Annotated in this window: 18 protein-coding genes; 12 read left to right on the top strand and 6 right to left on the bottom strand. The window is 63.9% G+C overall.

Annotation, left to right across the window (positions count from 1 at the left end; all coding sequences use genetic code 11):
- Positions 1-54: 54 nt before the first annotated feature.
- On the bottom strand, positions 55-1,095 hold the full coding sequence (locus M5C01_RS02405) for an ATP-binding protein (RefSeq protein ID WP_103498614.1): 1,041 nt from the start codon (positions 1,093-1,095) through the stop codon (positions 55-57).
- Entirely contained in the window at positions 1,095-1,859 is a 765-nt protein-coding gene (locus tag M5C01_RS02400) for a response regulator (protein WP_152737172.1), read from the bottom strand. Before M5C01_RS02400 ends, M5C01_RS02405 begins: the two co-directional genes overlap by 1 nt.
- A gap of 351 nt (positions 1,860-2,210) precedes the next feature.
- Here M5C01_RS02400 and kdpF point away from each other — a divergent pair, with 351 nt between their 5' ends.
- From kdpF to M5C01_RS02370, 6 genes are all read left to right on the top strand, one after another.
- Positions 2,211-2,300: a K(+)-transporting ATPase subunit F gene (gene kdpF, locus M5C01_RS02395; protein WP_017128001.1), complete on the top strand. Its 90-nt coding sequence runs from the start codon at positions 2,211-2,213 to the stop codon at positions 2,298-2,300.
- 11 nt (positions 2,301-2,311) lie between these two features.
- Positions 2,312-4,006: a potassium-transporting ATPase subunit KdpA gene (gene kdpA, locus M5C01_RS02390; protein ID WP_152737171.1), complete on the top strand. Its 1,695-nt coding sequence runs from the start codon at positions 2,312-2,314 to the stop codon at positions 4,004-4,006.
- 10 nt (positions 4,007-4,016) lie between these two features.
- Entirely contained in the window at positions 4,017-6,080 is a 2,064-nt protein-coding gene (kdpB, locus tag M5C01_RS02385; RefSeq protein WP_103498617.1) for a potassium-transporting ATPase subunit KdpB, read from the top strand.
- Between the two features lie 70 nt (positions 6,081-6,150).
- Positions 6,151-6,702: a potassium-transporting ATPase subunit KdpC gene (gene kdpC / locus M5C01_RS02380; RefSeq protein WP_103498618.1), complete on the top strand. Its 552-nt coding sequence runs from the start codon at positions 6,151-6,153 to the stop codon at positions 6,700-6,702.
- A 140-nt stretch (positions 6,703-6,842) separates the two neighbouring features.
- On the top strand, positions 6,843-9,494 hold the full coding sequence (locus M5C01_RS02375) for a sensor histidine kinase KdpD (protein ID WP_152737170.1): 2,652 nt from the start codon (positions 6,843-6,845) through the stop codon (positions 9,492-9,494).
- A gap of 36 nt (positions 9,495-9,530) precedes the next feature.
- Positions 9,531-10,220, top strand: a complete 690-nt coding sequence (locus tag M5C01_RS02370; protein WP_103498620.1) for a response regulator — start codon at positions 9,531-9,533, stop codon at positions 10,218-10,220.
- On the opposite strand, the gene M5C01_RS02365 is transcribed toward M5C01_RS02370, so the two are convergent.
- On the bottom strand, positions 10,217-11,263 hold the full coding sequence (locus M5C01_RS02365) for a patatin-like phospholipase family protein (RefSeq protein ID WP_103498621.1): 1,047 nt from the start codon (positions 11,261-11,263) through the stop codon (positions 10,217-10,219). The two genes, M5C01_RS02370 and M5C01_RS02365, sit on opposite strands and share 4 nt — an antisense overlap.
- Positions 11,264-11,472: 209 nt before the next feature.
- Here M5C01_RS02365 and M5C01_RS02360 point away from each other — a divergent pair, with 209 nt between their 5' ends.
- The 6 genes from M5C01_RS02360 to M5C01_RS02335 all read left to right on the top strand — a co-directional run bounded on the left by M5C01_RS02360 (position 11,473) and on the right by M5C01_RS02335 (position 17,530).
- The gene (locus M5C01_RS02360) at positions 11,473-11,751 is read left to right on the top strand and encodes a hypothetical protein (RefSeq protein ID WP_100940841.1); all 279 of its coding nucleotides are present in this window, start codon (positions 11,473-11,475) and stop codon (positions 11,749-11,751) included.
- A 269-nt stretch (positions 11,752-12,020) separates the two neighbouring features.
- On the top strand, positions 12,021-12,938 hold the full coding sequence (locus M5C01_RS02355) for a MoxR family ATPase (protein ID WP_103498623.1): 918 nt from the start codon (positions 12,021-12,023) through the stop codon (positions 12,936-12,938).
- The gene (locus tag M5C01_RS02350) at positions 12,908-13,891 is read left to right on the top strand and encodes a DUF58 domain-containing protein (protein ID WP_177100363.1); all 984 of its coding nucleotides are present in this window, start codon (positions 12,908-12,910) and stop codon (positions 13,889-13,891) included. The genes M5C01_RS02355 and M5C01_RS02350 overlap by 31 nt, the downstream gene beginning before the upstream one ends.
- A complete protein-coding gene (locus M5C01_RS02345) occupies positions 13,888-15,858 on the top strand; it encodes a DUF3488 and transglutaminase-like domain-containing protein (protein ID WP_152737168.1) in 1,971 nt (656 codons plus the stop codon). The genes M5C01_RS02350 and M5C01_RS02345 overlap by 4 nt, the downstream gene beginning before the upstream one ends.
- Positions 15,859-15,865: 7 nt before the next feature.
- Positions 15,866-16,630, top strand: a complete 765-nt coding sequence (locus M5C01_RS02340) for a CHAD domain-containing protein (protein WP_152737167.1) — start codon at positions 15,866-15,868, stop codon at positions 16,628-16,630.
- Between the two features lie 102 nt (positions 16,631-16,732).
- A complete protein-coding gene (locus M5C01_RS02335; RefSeq protein WP_152737166.1) occupies positions 16,733-17,530 on the top strand; it encodes a thioesterase family protein in 798 nt (265 codons plus the stop codon).
- A gap of 36 nt (positions 17,531-17,566) precedes the next feature.
- Here M5C01_RS02335 and M5C01_RS02330 read toward each other — a convergent pair whose 3' ends face one another.
- The 3 genes from M5C01_RS02330 to M5C01_RS02320 all read right to left on the bottom strand — a co-directional run bounded on the left by M5C01_RS02330 (position 17,567) and on the right by M5C01_RS02320 (position 20,272).
- Positions 17,567-17,806 (bottom strand): terminase, encoded by a 240-nt coding sequence (locus M5C01_RS02330; RefSeq protein WP_103498628.1) that lies wholly within the window; start codon positions 17,804-17,806, stop codon positions 17,567-17,569.
- Positions 17,807-17,889: 83 nt separating this feature from the next.
- Positions 17,890-19,368 (bottom strand): methyl-accepting chemotaxis protein, encoded by a 1,479-nt coding sequence (locus tag M5C01_RS02325; RefSeq protein ID WP_152737165.1) that lies wholly within the window; start codon positions 19,366-19,368, stop codon positions 17,890-17,892.
- Between the two features lie 97 nt (positions 19,369-19,465).
- Positions 19,466-20,272, bottom strand: a complete 807-nt coding sequence (locus tag M5C01_RS02320; RefSeq protein ID WP_152737164.1) for a TatD family hydrolase — start codon at positions 20,270-20,272, stop codon at positions 19,466-19,468.
- Positions 20,273-20,491 lie beyond the last annotated feature (219 nt).

Raw genomic sequence — 20,491 nt, 5'->3', positions numbered from 1 at the left:
AAGGCTCAGGTGTCGAGGGTGTGTGGGCTTTGTACCAGTCGTTACACAGAGGGCTCAGGCCCGGGGCAGACGGACCACGGCGGTCAGGCCGCCGCCCGGGGTTTCCTCCAGGGTCAGCTCGCCGCCCAGGCGCTGGGCCGCTTCCCGGGCGATAGTCATGCCCAGGCCGACGCCGCCGGAATTGCGGTTGCGCGAACCTTCCAGGCGATAGAAGGGTTCGAACACGGCCTCGCGTTTTTCCGCGGCAATCCCCGGACCATGGTCGATCACCCGGATCAGCAATTGCCGACGGCTGTCTTCCAGGGTGATCAGGGCGTCGCCGGCATAACGCAGGGCATTGTCCAGCAGGTTGTTCAGGCACGAACGCAATGCCATGGGCTGCACCAGCAACGGCGCGCAGTGGCCGCTGGCCTGGACCTGCGAGCCCTGGTCCTGGGCGTTTTCGCAGAGGGATTCGACCAGCGCCTGGACGTCCATCCATTGCATGGCTTCGCTGGTGCGCTGCTCATGCAGGTAACTGAGGGTGGCATCGAGCATGCCGATCATGTCGTCCAGGTCCTGGCGCATCTGACCCTGGAGTTTCATGTTGTCGACCTGTTCGAGCCGCAGCTTGAGGCGTGACAACGGCGTGCGCAGGTCGTGGGAGACCGCGCCAAGCATGCGTCCGCGTTGCTGCACCTGTTCGCGGATGCGCTGCTGCATCAGGTTGAAGGTGTTGGCCGCCAGCCGTGCTTCACGGGGGCCGGTCTCATCCAGCGGCGGGCTGTTGAGGTCTTCGCTGAGGCGTTCGGCGGCGTCGCTCAGGCGCTGGATCGGCCGCGATAGCAGCTTGGCGCCATACCAGGCGACAATCACCAGGGAAATGATCTGCAGCGTCAGCGGCACCAGCGGTCCGCCAAACCAGGGTCGGGGCGGGCGGCGGTGGGGCGGCGGATGGTCGGGGTCGAAATTTTCCATCATGCCGGGAGGTGGCGGTGGTGGTGGCCCGCCACCGTAATGATGGAACCAGAGAAAACCCAGCAAATGGGCGAGGATGATCGCCACCAGCGACACGCCGAACAGGCGACCGAACAGCGTGTCGAGGCGTGCGCGCATCAGCCGATCTCTTTTGCGTCGAACAGGTAGCCTTCACCGCGCACGGTCTTGATCAGTTGCGGCGATTTCGGGTCGTCGCCGAGTTTCTGCCGCAGACGCGAGACCAGCAGGTCGATGCTGCGGTCGAAGGCCTCGATGGAGCGACCCCGGGCGGCATCGAGCAACTGCTCGCGGCTGAGGACCCGGCGCGGGCGTTCGATAAACACCCAGAGCAGGCGGAACTCGGCGTTGGACAGCGGCACCACCAGTCCGTCGTCGGCGATCAGCTGGCGCAGCACACTGTTCAAACGCCAGTTGTCGAAGCGGATATTGGCCCGCTGTTCGGTGCGGTCGTCACGTACCCGGCGCAGGATGGTCTGGATCCGGGCCACCAGCTCACGGGGCTCGAAGGGCTTGGCCATGTAATCGTCGGCGCCCAGTTCCAGGCCGATGATCCGGTCGGTGGGTTCGCAACGGGCGGTGAGCATCAGGATCGGGATGTCCGATTCGGTGCGCAGCCAGCGGCACAGCGACAGGCCGTCTTCACCCGGAAGCATCAGGTCGAGGACCACCACGTCGAAGGTTTCAAGCTGCAAGGCCTGGCGCATGCCGGCGCCGTCGGTGACACCGGTGGCCTGGATGCTGAAGCGTGCCAGGTAGTCGATCAGCAGTTCGCGGATGGGAATATCGTCATCGACGATCAGCGCGCGGACATTCCAGCGCTTGTCATCGCCCGGTGAGAGCGGTTTGTTGACATCAGCCAGAGGAGCGGGAGTGTTCTGCATGCGGGCGATTATCTACCGGTAAGCGGCCAACCACGAAAGAGGGGCCGCGAATTGTTGCAGGATAGGTACCCGGTCCGAAGGCCGGAATCCCTTTCAAGTGTAGCTATGCACGAAGCTACAGGGGGCGGATGTTGGCCGCTTGTCGGTTTTGTATCGAGACTGATACAAGCGGCCCGCGTCAAATCGGTCATCTCCCTGGAACTCCTACGGATTCTAGGGTGTAACTCCTACGTAAAGTCACTCTTTACGCCTTCTTTACGCATCGCCCCCGGCCTCGCCCTCGTTCCTTTACGGCCTCCCTCACGACAATAAGCCCCACACACGGCCGTTGCCGTACCAAGGGGAAATTCCATGAGCATTCTGGACGGGGTGTCACTGCTGCTGGCTGTGGCGCTGTTCATTTATCTACTGGTTGCGCTGTTGCGCGCGGACCGGAACTAGGAGCGGCAGGTATGCACAGTTATGACTATTTGCTGATCCTGGCGTTTCTCGTGCTGGTGCTTGCGCCGGCACCGGCATTGGGGCGGTTCTACTACAACGTGATGGAAGGTAAGCGGACCTGGCTGACGCCGGTGTTCGGGCCGCTGGAACGGGCCTGTTATCGCTTGTCCGGGGTCGATGCCAGCAGCGAGCAGAGCTGGCAGAAATATGCCCTGGCCTTGCTCGCCTTCAACCTCGCGGGCTTCCTGGTGTTGTTCGCGATCCTGCTGTTCCAGCAGTACCTGCCGCTCAACCCGCAGAATCTGCCGGGTCTGGAGTGGACCCTGTCGTTCAACACCGCCATCAGTTTCATGACCAACACCAACTGGCAGAACTACAGCGGTGAAGCGTCCCTGAGCTACCTGAGCCAGATGGCCGGCCTCACGGTGCAGAACTTTGCCAGTGCCGCCACCGGCCTGGCCGTACTGGTCGCTCTGTGCCGCGGCATCAGCCGACGTTCAACGGCGACCCTGGGCAACTTCTGGGTCGACATGACCCGTGCCATTCTCTATGGCTTGCTGCCGATGTGCCTGATCATGGCGCTGTTCTTGGTCTGGCAGGGTGTTCCGCAGACCTTCGCCCACTACGTCAATGCCGTGACCCTGCAGGGCGCCGACCAGGTCATTCCCCTGGGCCCGGCGGCCAGCCAGATCGCGATCAAGCAATTGGGTACCAACGGCGGCGGTTTCTTCGGCGTCAACTCGGCCCATCCGTTCGAAAACCCGACCGCCCTGAGCGACCTGATCGAACTGGTGTCGATCATCCTGATTCCGGCGGCGCTGGTGTTCACCTTCGGGCATTACGTCAAGGACCTGCGCCAGAGCCGAGCCATCATGGGCTGCATGCTCGCCCTGCTGCTGATCGGCGGCGCGGTGTCGCTGTATGCCGAATATCAGCCGAACCCGGCGTTGCACAATCCGCTGGTGGAGCAGACCGCTCCGTTGGAAGGCAAGGAAACCCGCTTCGGTACTACCGCCAGCGTGGTGTGGGCGGTGACCACCACCGCCGCCTCGAACGGTTCGGTCAACGCCATGCATGACAGCCTCAACCCCCTGAGCGGGATGGTGGCGCTGGTCAACATGATGGTCGGCGAGGTGATCTTCGGCGGCGTCGGCGCGGGCCTCTACGGCATGCTGCTGAACGTGCTGATCGCGGTGTTCCTCGCGGGCCTGATGATCGGTCGTACTCCGGAATACCTGGGCAAGAAACTCCAGGCCAAGGAAGTGCAACTGCTGGTGGTGACCTTGCTGGTGATGCCAGTGGGCACCCTGGTGCTCGGCGCGCTGGCTGCCAGCCTGCCTGGACCGGCCGCGGCCGTCAGCAACCCGGGGCCCCATGGCTTCAGTCAACTGCTGTACGCCTACACCTCGGCCACCGCGAATAACGGTTCGGCGTTCGGTGGTTTCAGTGCCAACACCGCGTTCCACAACCTGATGATGAGCCTGAGCATGCTGCTCGGTCGCTTCGGTTACATCTTCCCGGTACTGGCCCTGGCCGGCAGCCTGGCGATGAAGAAGACCGCACCGATTGGCCAGAACAGTTTTCCGACCCATGGCCTGCTGTTTGTCACGTTGCTGACGGTGACCATCCTGCTGGTGGGTGGCTTGACCTTCCTGCCGACGCTGGCGCTGGGCCCGATTGCCGAACATCTGAGCATGGGTTTCTGAGGAAATAATGATGAATATGCCTCTTCCCGCAGCAAAAACGGCGCAAGCCAGACCGGCCGAGCCAGCCAAGACCGCGATGTCCGCCCTGTGGCGTCCGGCCCTGGTCCAGGCTTTTGTCAAGCTCGACCCGCGCCAGTTGCAACGTGCACCGGTGATGTTCGTGGTCGAACTGACGGCGATCCTGACCACTGTCCTGTGCTTTGTGCCGGACAGCACTGTTTCGATCTTTATCTCCGCCCAGATCGCCCTCTGGCTGTGGTTCACCGTGTTGTTCGCCAACTTTGCCGAGGCCCTGGCCGAAGGGCGCGGCAAGGCCCGCGCCGACAGCCTGAAGGCCGGCAGCGAAGGCCTGGTGGCCCATCGCCGCAAGGCCAATGGCAGCTTCGAATCGGTTCCCGCCGCCAACCTGCGCAAAGGTGACGTGGTACGGGTGGCCGCCGGGGAAATGATCCCTGGCGACGGCGAGGTGATCGAAGGGATCGCCGCGGTCAACGAAGCGGCGATTACCGGTGAATCCGCACCGGTGATCCGTGAGTCCGGCGGCGATCGCTCGGCGGTCACCGGCAATACCCGGCTGGTGTCCGACTGGCTGATCGTGCGCATCACCGCCAACCCCGGTGAGTCGACCCTGGACCGCATGATCGCGTTGGTGGAAGGTGCCAAGCGCCAGAAGACCCCCAACGAAGTGGCGCTGGATATCCTGCTGATCGGCTTGACCCTGATCTTCCTGCTGGTGGTGGTGACCCTCCAGCCGTTCGCCCACTTCTCCGGTGGCAGCCTGCCGCTGGTGTTCCTGGTGGCATTGCTGGTGACCCTGATTCCGACCACTATCGGCGGCCTGCTCTCGGCCATCGGTATCGCCGGGATGGATCGCCTGGTGCGCTTGAATGTGATCGCCAAATCCGGCCGCGCGGTGGAAGCGGCGGGTGACGTGCATGTGCTGTTGCTGGACAAGACCGGCACCATCACCTTCGGTAACCGTCGCTGCACGGCGGTCTACGCCACCCCTGGCGTCAGCGCCAAGGAGCTGGCTGAAGGCGCCTTGCTGGCTTCGCTGGCGGACGACACCGCCGAAGGCAAGTCGATTGTCGAGTACCTGCGTGAACTGCATCCGCAGCAAGAACCGACCGCGGCCGAACTGACCGCCGTGCCGTTCAGCGCCGAAACGCGGCTGTCGGGTGTCGACTACCAGGGCCGGGTCTATCGCAAGGGCGCGGTGGATTCACTGCTGGCCTTTGTCGGCCAGAAACGCAGCGACCTGTCACCGGTTTTGTCCCGGGAAGTCGACCGGATCGCCCAGAGCGGTGGTACGCCGTTGCTGGTCTGCGCCGATGGTCGTCTGCTGGGGGCCATTCACCTGAAGGATGTGGTCAAACCAGGCATTCGTGATCGCTTCGCCGAATTGCGCAAGCTGGGTATCCGCACCGTGATGGTGACCGGCGACAACCCCCTGACCGCCGCCGCTATTGCGGCCGAGGCGGGGGTTGACGATGTGCTGGCCGAAGCCACTCCGGAGAAGAAACTGGCGCGGATTCGCCTGGAGCAGAACGACGGTCGTCTGGTGGCGATGTGCGGTGACGGTGCCAACGACGCCCCGGCACTGGCCCAGGCCGACGTCGGCATGGCGATGAACGATGGCACCCAGGCGGCGCGTGAAGCGGCGAACATGGTCGATCTCGACAGCGACCCGACCAAGCTGCTGGACGTGGTGCAGATCGGCAAGGAATTGCTGGTCACCCGAGGGGCGCTGACCACCTTCTCGATTGCCAACGACGTGGCCAAGTACTTCGCCATCCTGCCGGCGCTGTTCGCCTCGATTTATCCACAGCTGGGCGTGCTCAACGTCATGCACCTGACCAGCCCGCAGAGCGCGATCCTCTCGGCGATCGTGTTCAACGCCCTGATCATCGTCGTGCTGATCCCGCTGGCCCTGCGTGGCGTGCGGGTGCAGGCGGCGAGTGCCGCCCACCTGTTGCGGCGCAACCTGCTGATCTACGGGCTGGGCGGGATCGTGGTGCCGTTCGTGGGGATCAAGGCCATCGACATGCTGCTGACGGCGCTGCACCTGGTGTGACGCGTTTTTCTGCAGGGGCCGGCAAGCCGGCGCCTGCAGGTTGTGTACCCCTGAATTTGAGGAATTGAACATGTCCAGCGTAGTACGTCCGGCCTTGAGCCTGTTGGTCCTGATGACCCTGATTACCGGTGTCGCCTATCCCCTGGTGGTCACCGGCGTGGCCCAGGTGGTCTTCCCGGCGCAGGCCAATGGCAGCCTGGTGCGTGATGCCGACGGCAAGGTCCGTGGTTCGAGCCTGATTGCCCAGGATTTCACCGGTGACACCTGGTTCCATCCGCGGCCTTCGGCGGGGGCCTTTGCCACCGTGTCGAGCTCGTCGAGCAACCTGAGCCCGAGCAACCCGGCCCTGGCCACGCGGATCTTCGACGATGCGACCAAGCAGGCGGTGCCCGGCCAGGGCCCGGTGCCTCTGTCGATGCTGACCACCTCGGCCAGCGGCCTCGATCCGCACTTGCCACCTGAAGCGATTCGCTATCAACTGGCGCGGGTAGCGCAGGCGCGCAACCTGCCGACGGCCGATGTCGAGCGACTGGTTGAAATGCATATCGAGCAACCGCTGATTGGCCCACCGGTGGTCAATGTGCTTGCCTTGAATGCGGCCCTGGCCGAAGTTTCGAAGTAACGCGGCCAATGCCGCCAACACCTTTGTGGGAGCCGGCTTGCCGCCGATGAGGCCTTTGGAGCCTGCGTCGATCTTTTGGTCGCCATCGCCGGCAAGCCGGCTCTCACAAGGTGTCAGCTTTATAAGTGAGAACCGATGACATGAGTGATTCCGGTCGCGCCGACGCGCTCCTAGCAGAACTGCCCCGCGACGGTCGTGGCCGGCTCAAGGTCTTCCTCGGCGCTTCGCCCGGTGTCGGCAAGACCTACGCCATGTTGCAGGCCGCCCACACTCAACTGCGCCAGGGTGTGAAGCTCCTCGCCGGGGTGGTGGAAACCCACGGCCGTGCGGAAACCGAGGCGCTGCTCAGCGGTTTGCCGCAGCAGCCGCTGGTGCGCTCCGAATATCGCGGGGTCCTGCTTGAAGAAATGGACCTCGACGGCCTGCTCAAGGCCAAGCCCAAGCTGGTGCTGGTCGATGAACTGGCCCACAGCAACGCCCCCAACAGCCGTCACGTCAAGCGCTGGCAGGATGTCCAGGAGTTGCTGGCCGCCGGTATCGATGTGTTCACCACGGTCAACGTCCAGCACCTGGAAAGCCTCAATGACCAGGTGCGCGGTATTACCGGTGTACAGGTCCGTGAAACCTTGCCGGACTGGGTCCTGCAGGAGGCCGACGAACTGCTGCTGATCGACCTGCCGCCCCGGGAACTGCTGGAGCGCCTGCGCGACGGCAAGGTCTATGTGCCGGAGCAGGCCCGCGCCGCCATCGATGCATTTTTTACCCAGACCAACCTCACCGCCTTGCGCGAACTGGCCATGCAGACGGCCGCGGCCCAGGTCGACAACGACCTGGCCCTCGGTTACCGGACCCTCGGCCAGGCGGCGCCGGCCCTGCGCGGACGCCTGCTGGTGGGAGTGGATGGCGATGCCCAGGCCGAGCGCCTGGTGCGCCATGCCAGTCGGGTCGCCCAGCGCCGGCATCTGCCCTGGAGCCTGGTGCATGTGGACAATGGCAGCGTGCGCGACGAGCAGTCGCGCCTGCGCCTGCAAAGTGCCCAGCAACTGGCCGAGCGTCTCGGCGGCGAAGTGGTGCTGCTGCGCGCCGGGGAAGTGGCCAAGACCCTGATTCAACATGCCGCCGAACGCCGCGCCAGCCTGGTGCTGGTGGGGCAGTCACGGCAACGTTGGCATCGCCGACTGTTTGGCGGAGGCCTGGCGGCGCGTTTGTTGCGCAGTGCCCACGGCCTGGAAATCAACGTGCTGGACCGTGACGAAGAGCAACAGGTGACACGTACCCGCGATCGGCAAGCGGTGGTCTGGTTCGACTACGCGATGGCACTGCTGGCGACGATCCTGGCCACCGCCCTGGCCTGGGGCGTGGCCAGTGTGCTGCCATTGCCGAATATTTCCCTGGTGTTCCTCGCCGCCGTGTTGCTGGTGGCGGTGCGCAGCAGCCTGGGGCCGTCGCTGGCCTGTGCGGTGTTGTCGTTCCTGAGTTACGACTTCCTGTTTATCCCGCCGAAATTCTCCTTCGCCATCCAGCGTGAGGAGGATGTGCTGACGCTGCTGTTTTTCCTCTTGATGGCAGCGCTCACCGGTAACCTCGCGGCGCGTCAGCGGCGGCAACTGGAGGCCCTGCGCGATACCCAGGAAGAAACCAGCGAACTGCTCGACCTGTCGCGCAAGCTGACCGCGGCCACTGATCGCCAGGCAGTCATCAGTGCCGCTTCACAGCACCTCAGTGGCTGGGAAGAGCTGCAAATCTGTCTGCTCAACCGCGATGGCCAGGGCGGCTGGAAAGTCGAGACCGGTGGCCCGCAGACCTTCTCCGAGTCCGAGCGGGCCGCCGCCGATTGGGCCTGGCAGCACGACCAGCCAGCGGGCATGGGCACCGGCACCTTGCCGTTCGGGCGTTGGTGGTGGTGGCCGTTGTCGGCGGAAGAGGGGCCACTGGCCCTGTTGGGTGTCTCCCCCAAAGAGGGACAGACCCTGAGCGGGCAGCGTCGCCGTCTGTTGACCGCCCTCAGCCAGCCGCTGGCCCAGGCCCTGGCCCGGGCGCAGTTGGCCGATGACCTCGAGGCCGCTCGCCTGCACGGCGAAACCGAACAACTGCGCAGTGCCTTGCTCGCCTCGGTGTCCCATGACTTGCGTACCCCGCTGACGTCCATGCGCGGCAGCATCGACAGCCTGTTGGCGCTGGGCGAGGCGATTCCCCTGGAAGATCGCCGGGAACTGCTGGAAGGCACCCGCGACGAAGCCGAGCGCCTGGACCGTTATATCCAGAACCTGCTGGACATGACCCGGCTCGGCCACGGGGCGCTGAAGCTGGCCCGCGACTGGGTCGCACCGGCGGATATCATCGGCAGCGCGCTGAACCGGCTGCGGGCGGTGTTGGCGCCGTTGCAGGTCAGTACCGAGTTGCCGGCGGATTTGCCGCTACTCTATGTGCACGCGGCGCTGATCGAACAGGCGCTGATCAACGTGATGGAAAACGCCGCGCGCTTTTCACCGCCCCAGGGGCGCCTGCAACTGCGTGCCGGCACCACCGACAAGGAGCTGTTTTTTTCCGTCAGTGACGAAGGACCGGGGATTCCGCAAGATGAGCGGCACAAGATTTTCGACATGTTCTACACCGCCGCCCGTGGCGATCGCGGCGGGCAGGGTACGGGCCTGGGCCTGGCGATCTGCCAGGGGATGGTCGGCGCACACGGCGGACATATTGCCGTGGATGATGGCATTGACGGCCATGGCACCTGTATCACCCTGTTCCTCCCTTTGCAGGAGCAACCGGGCATTGAAAGTGAAGCCTGATATGCTTTGGCCACCGATTGCCATGATGTTAAGACCATGACCCAGACCGCGACCATCCTGGTCATCGACGACGAACCGCAGATCCGCAAGTTCCTGCGCATCAGCCTGGTGTCCCAGGGCTACAAGGTGCTGGAGGCCGGTACCGGCGCCGAGGGCCTGGCCCATGCCGCCCTGAACAAGCCGGACCTGCTGGTGCTCGACCTCGGCTTGCCGGACATGGACGGCCAGCAGGTGCTGCGTGAGTTTCGCGAATGGTCCACGGCGCCGGTGCTGGTGCTCTCGGTGCGGGCCGGCGAGGGGCAGAAGGTCGAGGCGCTGGATGGCGGGGCCAACGACTACGTGACCAAGCCGTTCGGTATCCAGGAGTTTCTCGCGCGGATTCGCGCCTTGTTGCGCCAGGCGCCCAGTGGCGAGGCCCAGGAGGCGGCGCTGACCTTTGGTCCGCTGACCATCGACCTGGCCTACCGGCGGGTGTTGCTCGATGGCGCGGAAGTGGCGCTGACCCGCAAGGAGTACGCGGTGCTGGCGCAACTGGCGCGGCACCCCGGGCGGGTGATCACCCAGCAGCAGTTGCTCAAGGATATCTGGGGGCCGACCCATACCGAAGATAGTCACTACCTGCGGATCGTGGTCGGGCATCTGCGCCAGAAGCTGGTGGATGACCCGACCGCGCCACGGTTTATCGTGACCGAGGCGGGGGTCGGTTACCGGTTGCTCGATAACTAGCCCTGGCGCCCTTCTTCCTCATAGCGGTCCAGCGTATCGCTGGCAATCAAGCGTCCCAGGGCGATCAGCTCCGGGGCCTTGTAGAACTCGAAGAAGCGGCACACCCGCTTGGGCACGTTGATCAGGATATCCGGCGGGTAGCCGGCGATCTTGTACTGCGCCAGCGAGGTCTGCATCACCTCGAAACTCTGGTTGATCAGGTCCAGCAGCGAGGCCGGGCCGACGTTGTCGATGATGAACGAGCCGGTGGCGGACTTCGGCGCGCCGTCGTTTTGCGGTGCGGCAGCCGGTTGCCGGGCCTGGGGTTCCTGGCCATCGAGCCAGGGATTGCCGACCTGGGCAGCCTCGCTGGCGAGGGTCTGTTGTTCCAGGCGCAATAGCTCCTCGGCCTGTTTACGGCGGAACGGCAGGCGCGAGCCCATGGAACTGAGCAGGTTGTTGAAGCGGCTCTTGAACGCCGGCGGTCGTTGGATCACCGGTAGCTGGTACTGCTTCTGGTTGGTGGCGTTGAGGTTGACGGCGATGATCAGGTCGCAGTGGCTGGAGACCACCGGAACGATCGGCAAGGGATTGAGAATGCCGCCGTCCACCAGCATGCGGTTGCCTTGCATCACCGGGGTGAACAGGCTGGGAATCGCCGCCGAGGCGCGCATCGCCTGGTGCAGGCAACCTTCCTGGAACCAGATTTCCTGCTGGTTGGTCAGGTCGGTGGCGACAGCGGTGTAGGGAATACGCAGGTCCTCGATATTGACCTCGCCGACGATCTTGCGGATCTGCCCGAAGACCTTTTCGCCGCGAATGGCGCCCAGGCGAAAACTCACGTCCACCAGGCGCAGCACATCCAGATAGTCCAGGCTCTCGATCCAGCGGCGGTAGTCGTCGAGTTTGCCGGCCGCATAGATGCCGCCGACCACCGCGCCCATGGAGCAACCGGCGATACAGGCGATGTCATAACCGCGTCTTTCGATTTCCTCGATCACCCCGATATGGGCATAACCCCGGGCCCCACCCGAGCCCAGCACCAGCGCAACACGTTTTTTCATGAGTCAGTCCTTGAACAAGCGGTTGTTAACAATGCACCTCCGGCGAGGCGGGTACAATCGTGGCATCGGCTGTTCTTTGCCGTTGAATTGTCTCGACTGCACCCATCGTCATCTTGATTGGCTAAGCTTGAGTGAAAGACCAAGGCACTTTTTGCCTGGCGTGCCGTCATAACCTGCACAAGTGTTTATTTTCTCCTGAGGTGTCATCGATGAAAGCCTGGATCTGTGTGCCATTGATTGCGTTGGCGTTGGCCGGTTGTGCTGGCAAAACTGCCTACCGGGACAGCTGTGGTACCGAACTGGATGCCGCCTGGCACGAGCTGGACCTGGCCAAGGCCGAAGGTTTTGCCGGGACCGTGAGCTACTCCAAGGCGCTGTCGCTGCTGACCGGGGCCAAGACCCAGCAGCAGTTCGAAGCCTATGAGGGCTGTACCAACAAGGCCGAGAAAGCGCGTTTCTACATCCGTGAGTCCCGCGCCGGACGTTGAGCCCATTAGCGCGCTCCCTTATAGACGCATGGCATGCCCAATGCCCGTCAGTCAAGGCCGAACACAATCCCCGTAGGAGCAGGGCTTGCCCGCGAAGAGGCCCGTGAGGCGGCCAAAAGCTTCGCTGGCAAGCCAGGCTCCTACAGGTTGGGTGTTGTTGCAGAAAGCAGGTTCGGTGTTGTTATGGAAAATAGCGTTATTTCACAAACCTGCATTGCAGTAGAAACACGGTAGTATCTTCGGCTTCTCCCAAGTTCGGATGTCTGCCTATGCGCAGTAAACTGGAAGCCTGTCTGCAGGCCGTGAACCAGGTAGTGTTGGGCAAGGATGCGCAGGTTCGCCTGGCCCTGACCTGCCTGCTGGCCAACGGTCATCTGCTGATCGAAGACCTGCCCGGCATGGGCAAGACCACCCTCAGCCACACCCTGGCCAAGGTCCTTGGCCTGAGTTTCCAGCGTATCCAGTTCACCTCCGACCTGTTGCCCAGCGATATCCTCGGCACCTCGGTGTTCGACAAGGACAGCGGGCTGTTCGTGTTCCACCCGGGACCGATCTTTGCCGAGCTGGTGCTGGCCGACGAAATCAACCGGGCTACGCCCAAGAGCCAGAGCGCCTTGCTCGAAGCCATGGAAGAAGGCCAGGTGACCATCGAAGGCGCCACCCGGCCCTTGCCATCGCCGTTCTTCGTGATCGCCACGCAAAACCCCAGCAGCCAGGGCGGCACCTTCGCCTTGCCGGAGTCGCAACTCGATCGTTTCCTGATGCGGGTATCCCTCGGCTATCCGGCCCGGGCCGCGGAAAAGGCCCTGCTGCAAGGCGTGTCGCGCCGCGACCTGTTGCCAAAACTGCAACCGCTCCTCAACCATGCCGAATTGTCGGCGCTGCAACAGCAGGTCAAGCAGGTGCGCACCAGCGATCCGTTGGTGGACTATGTGCTGCGTCTTGTTGGCGCGACCCGCGACCAGCCGCAATTCGCCTGGGGACTGTCACCACGCGCGAGCCTGGCGATCCTCGCCGCCGCCCGTGCCTGGGCGCTGTTGGCCGGGCGCGACTATGTGGTGCCGGAAGACGTCCAGGCGGTCCTGCCCTCGGTGGTCAGCCATCGCCTGCGCGAGCGTGCCGATCCGACCGGGCAGGGCGGTGGTGCCCTGGTGCAGTGGCTGCTGCGCGAGGTGCCGGCGCTTTGATCCGGCGCCTGCGCGAGTACTGGCAGGCCTGGCTGGCGCGGCGCCTGCCGCCTTCGGCGCGGATTCAACTGACCCAGCGGCAGATCTTCATCATGCCCAATCGCGCCGGCGGGGTATTTGCCGCGCTGCTGGCGCTGATCCTGATGGTCGCCATCAACTACCAGAGCAGCCTGGCCTACGCCCTGTGCTTCCTGCTGCTGTCGGTGTTCGTGGTGGCGATCCTGCATACCTGGCGCAATCTGCAGGGGCTGGTGCTCAGTGCCGGGACCGGGCCTGCGGTGTTTGTCGGCGAGCAGGCGCGTTTTCTCGTGCGCCTGGAGAGTGCCGGCAAAGCCCATCAGTCCATTGGCCTGGGCTGGTCGGCGCAGGCTGTGCACAGCGTCGATGTGCCGCCCGCGGGTTTCTGCGAACTGGAGTTGAACCGGCCGACCCTGGTGCGCGGCTGGCTGCACGCGCCGCGCATCGGTGTCGAAAGCAGTTTTCCGCTGGGGATCCTGCGGACCTGGAGCCGGCTCGACCTGGGACAGAAGGTGCTGGTTTATCCACAGCCCCTGGAAGGCGAGCTGCCGACCCTGGCCAGTGCGCTCGCCGATGACCGCGAAGAGGGGATGCGCGCCCACGGCCAGGGTGTCGATGACTACCAGGGCCTGAAGGTCTATCAGCCCGGCGACTCCTGGCGGCGCCTGCACTGGAAAGCCTACTCCCGTGGCCAGGGCCTGCTGATCAAGGAATTCGCCCGGCTCGACGGTCGTGAGCTGTGCCTGGACTTCCTGGCCCTGGGCGGGGATGTCGAGCAGCGCCTGTCACGCCTGTGTTATTGGGTGCTGGAGTTGTCCCGTCGCGAGACCATGTTCTCCCTGCATCTGCCTGACCAGATGCTGGACAGCGATACCGGTGCGGCCCACTGCGAGGCCTGCCTGCGGGCCCTCGCGCTGTTCGGGAAAAGCCCATGAGCGCCGCGCCGCTGATTTCCCGCGCCAGCCTGGTCTGGTTGCTGGTGGCCCAGACCCTGGTGATGCTGCCGTTCTGGTTCCATGTGCCGCCGTGGATGGTCGGGTTGTGGCTCGGCTGCACGGTCTGGCGGGTCCAGGTCTACCGCATGCGCGCGCGTTTTCCCGGACGCCTGATGGAACTGCTTCTGTTGCTGGTCACCATCGGCGGTATCTGGCTCTCGCGCAGCAGCCTGATCGGACTGGACGCCGGGGCGGTGCTGCTGGTGGCGATGTTTATCCTCAAGCTGGTGGAAACCCGCACTCGCCGCGATGCCCTGGTGCTGATTTTCCTCGGGCTGTTCTGTGTCGCGGTGGCCTATCTGTTCGAGGACAGCTTGCCCTGGGCGTTCTACAGCCTGCTGCCGGTGGGGGCGCTGCTGGCGGCCCTGGTCGGTTTGCAGCAGGGCGCGACGACCCGGCCGCTGAAGACCTTGTGGTTGTCCATGACCCTGTTGCTGCAAGCCTTGCCGTTGATGCTCCTGCTGTTCCTGTTTTTCCCCCGTATCGCGCCGCTCTGGTCATTGCCGTTGGCCATCGACAAGGCACAGAGCGGGTTGTCCGAAAGCATGTCGCCGGGGGATGTGGCCGAGCTTGGGCGTTCCGCGGAACTGGCCTTTCGCGCCAGCTTCGAAGGCCCCATGCCGGCGCGTCGCGACCTGTATTGGCGGGCGCTGACCCTGGAGCAATTCGATGGCCGGCGTTGGAGCCAGGCGCCATCGGTGAACTACAGCCAGGCGCCGAAATGGCAGGCCGCTGGCGAGTCCTGGCGCTACAGCATCATTCTCCAGGCCAGCGGCAAACCCTGGTTGCCGGCACTGGATGTGGCCCGCACCGATCAGGTCGATGTGCACCAACTGGCGGACTATCGGGTGCAACGCCAGCGGCCGGTGCAGCAGGTCTTGCTCTATCGGGCCGAGTCCTGGCCGCAGGTGATACGCGATCCGCAACTCAGTGACCGGGCCCGGCGCCAGGCCTTGCAGTTGCCGACCCAGGGCGATCCGCGCAGCCGGCAGTGGGCAACACAGTTGCGGCAAACTTATCCACAACCCCAGGCGCTGGTGGCGGCGCTGCTCAAGCATTTTCACGACGAGCCCTATTACTACACCCTCAAGCCGCCGACCCTGGGCGCCGACAGTATCGACGCTTTCCTCTTTGACAGCCGCCAGGGCTTCTGTGCGCATTATGCCGGGGCCATGGTCTACGTGTTGCGGGCGGCGGGAATTCCGGCGCGAATGGTGGCCGGCTATCAGGGCGGTGAGCTGAATCCGGGGGGCAATTTTCTCACGGTGCGTCAGTTCGATGCCCACGCCTGGGTTGAATACTGGCAGGACGGACAGGGCTGGCGCAGCGTCGATCCGACCTATGCGGTGGCTCCGCAGCGTATCGATCAGGGCTTGGAGCAGGCCCTGGCGGCCGACGAGGATATGCTCGGCGCCTCGTCACTCTCACCACTGCGTTACCCACATCTGACCTGGCTCAATAATCTGCGCCTGGGCTGGGATAATCTCAATTACGGTTGGCAGCGCTGGGTCCTGGGTTATCAGGGCGACCAGCAATTGCAACTGCTGGGGCGCTGGTTCGGCGATCTCACCGCCTGGGCCCTGCCGGTCGGTCTGGTGCTGATCCTGGGGCTGCTCTCGCTGTTGCTGCTGCGCCCCTGGCGCAATACCTCCGATCCGTCGCTACGGGTATTCGCCGCCTTTGAAAAGCTCCTGCGTCGGCGTGGGCTGGTGCGCGAACCGGGCGAGGGCCCACAGGCGTTTGGCGAGCGGGCGGCCCGGGAGTTGCCACGCCAGGCGGAAAATATCAATGCATTTGTCCAGAGCTTCGTGGCCCAGCGCTATGCTGAACAGGCCCCGTCGATGGATGCATTGCAACAGAGGTTGCGGTCATTGCGTCGTAGTCTTGGAAGTTCGATTTGGGAGTAAGTGTCGAATGTCTGCCCTGGTGGATGAATTGGTGGTTCAGGTCCTGAGCCTGGAAGTGCGCTTGTTGGCCTGTCATGCGCGGGTGGATGCGCTGACCGACGAGGAGGGCCTGCATGATTTACGCACTACGGTACGGCGTCTGCGCAGTTTGTTGCGGCCGTTGCGTGGCTTGCCGGGTGTCGAACAGGTCGAGCAGGCGGCGCAGCAGGTCGGCAGCCTGACCACGCCGATTCGCGATCGTGAAGTGCTGGCCGCCTACCTGCATCGGCAGGGGCATCATGTGGCGGCGGCGCGGCGTACGGAACAGTTGTCCGATGATTACTGGGCCGTGGCGCGTAGTCCCGAACTGAAACAGCTGTTCAGTGTGCTCGATGCCTTTCCGCGTTTTCTCCGGGCTTCGCAACACCAGGGCCTGTTGAAGGGCCTGCACAAACGCATCGAAAAGCGCTTGGCCAAACAGTGGGAGGCGCTGGATGAAGCCTTGCATGACCCGCTGCATGACCGCCATCGGTTGCGGCTGTTGATCAAGCGCGTACGTTACGCCGCCGAAGCCTATCCGCATCTGAACCGCTTGCCGGCGCCAGCCTTGAAATCCTTGAAGTCGGCCCAGGAAGCGCTGGGTGATTGGCATGATTGCTGGCAATGGTTGTTGCGGGCGGAACAGGAGCCGGACCTGCAATCCTGTGTGACGGGTTGGCGCAGGACCATGGCCCTGGCCGAGAACAAGGCCGACCGGGTGCTGGATCGGTTGAGCGAGACCTGTTTCAGCTGAGTGCCGACGGCTTGTTTGACCGCTGCTTTGGCCGGTATGAGTGCTGTGTGCTGCGAATGAGCTGGTTACTATTCTGTAGGATTTTTTCCAGCTGAGGTCAGCATGCGCTTTTCAGATTTGCTCGATGCGGTTCGCCGCGAGCCCAAGGGGCTTTCCATTCCTGCCGAGTGGGCGCAGGGGCGCGCCACGTTTGGCGGCCTGATGGTGGCGCTGCAATACGAGGCGATGCGCGCCCGGGTACCGGCCGAGCGGCCGGTACGTTCGCTGGCGATCACTTTTGTCGGGCCGGCCGAGCCTGGGGTGCCCATCGATTTTGAAGTCGAGGTGCTGCGCGAGGGCAAGGCGGTCAGCCAGGTGCTGGGCCGGGCCATGCAAAATGGCCAGGTGGTGACGTTGGTTCAGGGCAGCTTTGGCGCGTCGCGGGAATCGGTGGTGGAGGTGGCGGCTGAGCCGGCAGCCACGTTCAAGCATTGGGACGAATGCCCGGAGGCGCCCTATATCCCGGGGGTGATGCCGGAGTTCATGCGTAATCTGTCGATGCGCTGGGGCGTGGGCGGCATGCCTTTTACCGGTAACAAATCCCGCGAGATGGGCGGCTGGGTGCAACTGCGTGGGGATGTCCGGCAAGAGCCGCTGACCGAGGCGCACTTGCTGGCCCTGGTGGATGCCTGGCCGCCGGCGGTGTTGTCACACCTGGGCAAACCGGCGGCCGGCAGCACCCTGACCTGGACGGTGGAGTTCGTCCAGCCATTGCTGGAACTCGATACCCTGGACTGGTGCAAATACCGCGCGGTGATCGAGCATGCCCGCGACGGCTACGGCCATGTGGCGGCGGCGTTGTGGAGCGCCGATGGACGGCTGATCGCATTGAGCCGGCAGACCGTTACCGTGTTTGCCTGAGGCCGGCAAGCCGGCCTTCAGGGGAACGGTGCTGGCTCAGGCTTCCAGCGCCAGGCTCTGGCCTTTGCTGCGCAGGCTGAATGCGGCCACCAGGCCCAGCACGCCAACGGCGAAGTTGGTCGGGTTCTGCGCGAACACGCCGGAACTCACCAGCAGGAAGGACAGTGCGAACAGGGTCAGCGCCAGCAGTTGCATGCCTTCGCGGGTGCCATCGTTCGAAGCTTGGGGGGCAACCCGCCATTGCCAGGCGGGGAAGTTGGGGTGACGTTGGCCCATGATCGTGTCCTCTGTTCGTATAGTCGGTGAACAGAGAGTAAGCCCGGCCAGCTTTCCGGGCGAATCAACTCTTCCTATCGATCCTATAGTTTGAGCTGGCCAATCGCCTTGCTCAGCTCTCCCGCCAGCTTCGCCAGGTCATGGCTGGTGGTGGCCGAGTCCACGGTCTGTTGCACGGTGTTCTCGGTCACGTCGCGGATGCTCACCACCGCCCGGTTCATTTCTTCCGCGACCTGGCTCTGCTGTTCGGCGGCCACGGCGATCTGGGTGTTGCTTTCGCGCATCTGGGCCACCGCGCTGGTGATCTGCGCCAGCGCTTCCCCGGCTTCCTGGGCCTGTTGCACGCAGTCGTCGGCCTTGAACGAGCTTTCCTGCATAAAGTCCACGGCGTCGCGGGTGCCGGCCTGCAAGGCGGAGACCATGGTGGTGATCTCGTCGGTGGAACTCTGTACGCGCTTGGCCAGGTTGCGCACCTCATCGGCGACCACCGCGAAACCCCGACCCATTTCCCCGGCCCGGGCCGCTTCGATGGCGGCGTTCAGTGCCAGCAGGTTGGTCTGCTCGGCGATGCTGTGGATGACGCTGACCACGCCATTGATCTTCTGGCTGTCCTCGGCCAGTTGCTGGATCATCGTCGCGGTCTGCTGCACGCCGCTGGACAGCCCGGTGATCGATTGCTGGACCCGGTTGACTACGACGTGCCCGCTGCCGGCCAGGTCGTCGGCGGTTTTCGACAGGTCACGGGTGGCGCCGGCGTGCTGGGCGATGTGATAGACCGTGGCTGACATTTCGTTGATGGCCGTGGCGGCCTGGTCGGTTTCGCTCTGCTGGCCGAGCATGCCGTGGCGCACGTCGTTCATGCTCGAGGCCAGGCGCGCGGCGCCGACATCCAGTTGCGCCGCCGTGCGCGCCACCGTGCCGACCACCCGCTGATAGCCGGCTTGCATGGCATTGAAGGCGCTGGCCATTTGTCCGACTTCGTCCTTGCCGGCCAATGGCACACGGGCCGAGAGGTCGCCGGTCTTCTCCACATGGAGCATCACGTCCTTGAGGGTATTGAGCTGGCTGAGCAGGAAGCGGATCAGCAACTGCGAGGCGCCGAGCATCGCCAGCATCAGGATGAACACGGCCACCGCATAGTTGGCGAAACGTTCGCTGAACACCTGGGCCAGGCTTGGCGCATAGGCGAGTACGGCGACCTGCTGTTCGCCACGGACGAGCACTTGTGCGCCGAGCAGCGGGTTGTCGCCGAACAGTGGCATATAGTCGTAAGCGACCCAGCCGTTGGCGTCCTTGAGACGCGGCAACATCTGCCCCTTGAGGGTCGGCGTTTCACCGGCCTTGAACGGCAGCAGGTTGTCGGCCTCGGGCCAGGCCTTGCCTTCGGGCCAGGCCGCGAGCAGGTGAGCCTGGGCCTGGACCGCGGCGCGGGAGGCGTCGGTGCGGGCCTGTTGTTCCAACTGCACGGCGTACAGCACCAGAAACAGGGTGGTGACAAACGCGACCGCGTTCACGGCCCAGAACTTGTATTTCAGCGAGATATTGCTAAGCCAGGCACGCATGGTGGGTCTTCCCTGATAGGGCGGAAACAGTTTTGGCAAGGTGCCATTATTGTGCCGCTACTCAGGGAGGCAATTGTTGATATGGGTCAATGCCGCTTCAGTCGAGGCCCGGCAAATTGAAGAACGCGCGGGCGCAGGCGCTGGTGTGGGCGGCCAGGTCTTCCTGGCTTTCGTCGCGGTGCAGGGCCACTTCACGCAGCACTTCGCCCAGGTACGCCGGTTCATTGCGGCCGTTCTTCGGCTTGGGCCGCAGGCTGCGCGGCAGCAGGTAGGGCGCGTCGCTTTCGAGCATCAGGCGGCCCCGGGGAATCTCCCGCATCAGTGGGTGCAGGTGGGTGCCACGACGCTCATCGCAGATCCAGCCGGTGATGCCGATATGCAGGTCCAGGTCGAGATAGCTGAACAGCGCCTTCTGCTCGCCGGTGAAACAGTGCACCACGGCGGCGGGCAGTTGGTCGCGGTAGTCCCGCAGGATCTCCAGCAAACGGACGTTGGCATCGCGCTCATGGAGGAACACCGGACGCTGCAACTCCACGGCCAGGGCCAGGTGTTCCTCGAGGACTTTTTCCTGTTGCGGGCGCGGGGAGAAATCGCGGTTGAAATCCAGCCCGCATTCGCCGACCGCGCAGACGTTCGGTTCCATCAGCAGGGCTTTCAGACGAGCGGCGCTGTCGGCCCTCCAGTCACTGGCGGAATGGGGGTGGATGCCAGCGCTGGCGAACAGCCGCCGACCGCTCTGATCCAGCTCCCGGCACAGCTCCAGCGCCTGTTCGCTGCCCTCCAGACTGGTGCCTGTCACAATCAGTTGGCAGACTCCGGCGGCATAGGCACGGTCGAGTATTTCCTGCTGTTTGCCGGCAAAACCGGGGTTGGTCAGGTTGACGCCGATATCGATGAGTTGCATGGTGCTACCTCAGGCCACAGGCCGAAAAGCATACCAGAGCTGTAGATTTATAATAAAAATCAAGAACTACAACGAGTTATGACTGTCTCTTAAAGCCGGAAGAAAACATCGGTTGGCATGACCTCGGTGCCGCACCCAGTCTTTCGCACTTTTCGCGTTCAAAAGACGCTCGATTTCAGTTGTTCGACTTCAGGCCACCTTCGTCTGAGGCTGGGCAGT

Source organism: Pseudomonas sp. MWU12-2319 (assembly GCF_023242525.1).
GTDB lineage: Bacteria > Pseudomonadota > Gammaproteobacteria > Pseudomonadales > Pseudomonadaceae > Aquipseudomonas > Aquipseudomonas gingeri_D.
This window is presented reverse-complemented; position numbering and strand designations above follow the sequence as displayed.

Coding starts and splice junctions, on each gene's coding strand:
- kdpF (WP_017128001.1), top strand. CDS start 2,211: ATGAGCATTCTGGACGGGGTGTCACTGCTGCTGGCTGTGGCGCTGTTC.
- kdpC (WP_103498618.1), top strand. CDS start 6,151: ATGTCCAGCGTAGTACGTCCGGCCTTGAGCCTGTTGGTCCTGATGACC.
- M5C01_RS02405 (WP_103498614.1), bottom strand. CDS start 1,095: ATGCGCGCACGCCTCGACACGCTGTTCGGTCGCCTGTTCGGCGTGTCG.
- M5C01_RS02365 (WP_103498621.1), bottom strand. CDS start 11,263: ATGAAAAAACGTGTTGCGCTGGTGCTGGGCTCGGGTGGGGCCCGGGGT.
- M5C01_RS02355 (WP_103498623.1), top strand. CDS start 12,021: ATGCGCAGTAAACTGGAAGCCTGTCTGCAGGCCGTGAACCAGGTAGTG.
- M5C01_RS02360 (WP_100940841.1), top strand. CDS start 11,473: ATGAAAGCCTGGATCTGTGTGCCATTGATTGCGTTGGCGTTGGCCGGT.
- kdpB (WP_103498617.1), top strand. CDS start 4,017: ATGAATATGCCTCTTCCCGCAGCAAAAACGGCGCAAGCCAGACCGGCC.
- kdpA (WP_152737171.1), top strand. CDS start 2,312: ATGCACAGTTATGACTATTTGCTGATCCTGGCGTTTCTCGTGCTGGTG.
- M5C01_RS02320 (WP_152737164.1), bottom strand. CDS start 20,272: ATGCAACTCATCGATATCGGCGTCAACCTGACCAACCCCGGTTTTGCC.
- M5C01_RS02400 (WP_152737172.1), bottom strand. CDS start 1,859: ATGCAGAACACTCCCGCTCCTCTGGCTGATGTCAACAAACCGCTCTCA.
- M5C01_RS02330 (WP_103498628.1), bottom strand. CDS start 17,806: ATGGGCCAACGTCACCCCAACTTCCCCGCCTGGCAATGGCGGGTTGCC.
- M5C01_RS02340 (WP_152737167.1), top strand. CDS start 15,866: ATGTCTGCCCTGGTGGATGAATTGGTGGTTCAGGTCCTGAGCCTGGAA.
- M5C01_RS02325 (WP_152737165.1), bottom strand. CDS start 19,368: ATGCGTGCCTGGCTTAGCAATATCTCGCTGAAATACAAGTTCTGGGCC.
- M5C01_RS02375 (WP_152737170.1), top strand. CDS start 6,843: ATGAGTGATTCCGGTCGCGCCGACGCGCTCCTAGCAGAACTGCCCCGC.
- M5C01_RS02370 (WP_103498620.1), top strand. CDS start 9,531: ATGACCCAGACCGCGACCATCCTGGTCATCGACGACGAACCGCAGATC.
- M5C01_RS02345 (WP_152737168.1), top strand. CDS start 13,888: ATGAGCGCCGCGCCGCTGATTTCCCGCGCCAGCCTGGTCTGGTTGCTG.
- M5C01_RS02335 (WP_152737166.1), top strand. CDS start 16,733: ATGCGCTTTTCAGATTTGCTCGATGCGGTTCGCCGCGAGCCCAAGGGG.